At 69.2% G+C, this 1,329-nt stretch carries 2 protein-coding genes; both read right to left on the reverse strand.

Annotated features, from left to right (window positions below):
- Positions 1–790, reverse strand: a 790-nt coding sequence (locus G6018_RS12015; RefSeq protein ID WP_182639718.1) for an alpha/beta fold hydrolase, incomplete at its 3' end; no start/stop codon positions are given.
- A gap of 282 nt (positions 791–1,072) precedes the next feature.
- On the reverse strand, positions 1,073–1,329 hold a 257-nt coding region (locus G6018_RS12020), incomplete at its 5' end, for a hypothetical protein (protein WP_241732078.1).

The following is a 1,329-nucleotide window of genomic DNA, read 5'->3' on the forward strand; positions in this document are numbered from 1 at the left end:
GGGTCTCGGCCGGCGGCGGGGTGAGGTTGGCGGGTCCCCCCACCTCCTGGTCGGTGACCCACTTCCAGGAGTGGAACACCTTGCGCGGGGTGTCGCCGAGGCCGTAGTAGTCGTCGCGCTCGGCGATCCACGTGAAGATGTCGTTCAGTCGTCGCTCCTGGGCGAGCGCGCCCTGTTCGGCCTGGGTGGACCACCGCCAGTCGGGGTGCGTGTTGGAGTCCAGCACCATGCGGCCGGTGTGCTCGGGGAACAGGGTCGCGAAGTCGGTGCCGATCGCGGTGCCGTAGGACACGCCCACGTAATCGATCTCGGCGAGCCCGAGCGATTCGCGGACGGCGTTCATGTCGCGGGCCGCGTTCTCGGTGGTGAACGAGGCCATGTAGGCCGGATCGGTCCCGAAGCAGGCGTCGTGCAGCGCGTTGGCGGTGGTGGGGCCGACGAAGGCGACGTCACAGGTCATCGGGTTGGAGCCGTAGAGGCCACGCGGCTGGACGGCCACGAGGTCGTGGTTCTCGTACAGGCCGGCGGGCGCGGTGCCGTCGAAGGCCGGGCTCCAGAAGTTGAGGGCGTAGTTGCCGGGGCCGCCGGGATTGCCGAAGACGGCCGACCGGGCCTGCCCGGAGGACGCCTTGATGCGGGTCAGCGCGACCTCGGTCCGGGCGCCGTCGGGCTGGCTGTAGTCGACGGGGACCTCGACGGTCCCGCACTCGAGACCGGCCGGCACGTATTCGGCCTCGATCCCGAGCATCTCGGTACAGTCCTGCCACTTGACCGGGGCGGCGGCGGCCACTCCGGTACCAAGAAGTGCGATCGCCCCAACGACCGCGGTGGTGCCAACGAAAGTGCTAGACGGCTGCACCGATCCCCGATTCCATGTTCTGTAGATGACTGCCAGACGAATCGGACGCCGCGACCGCTCAAGTTCACGAGCGTCACAAGCGTCCGAACCGCTCCAAATGTAGCCTGTGGCGGGTGCCACGCCGCACCAACTGGCACCGACTCAGGGAACCGTCATCCGATCGTTACCGCGTGCGGGGTCGGTGCCGAAAAGGTGCAGGCAGAAGTGGATATATCACTGTTCATGCCGGCTGCCGCGGGTCAGCAACGCGAGCGTGGTGGCGACCATCGCGACCCCGGCCGACAGCGTGGCCGCCAGCAGCAGCCAGGGCTCGGTGTAGGTCCGCAGGATCACACCGTCGACGGGCGGGTCGACCTCGGGCGGCCGGACGGCCACGAGGTCGCGCGACAACCACCACAACACCACCGCCAGGACTGCCGCGGTCACGGCGAGCACGGCGTGGCGCCGGGCGGTCACGCCGGATCCGAGGC

Source organism: Dietzia sp. DQ11-44 (genome assembly GCF_014145205.1).
Taxonomy (GTDB): Bacteria; Actinomycetota; Actinomycetes; order Mycobacteriales; family Mycobacteriaceae; genus Dietzia; species Dietzia natronolimnaea.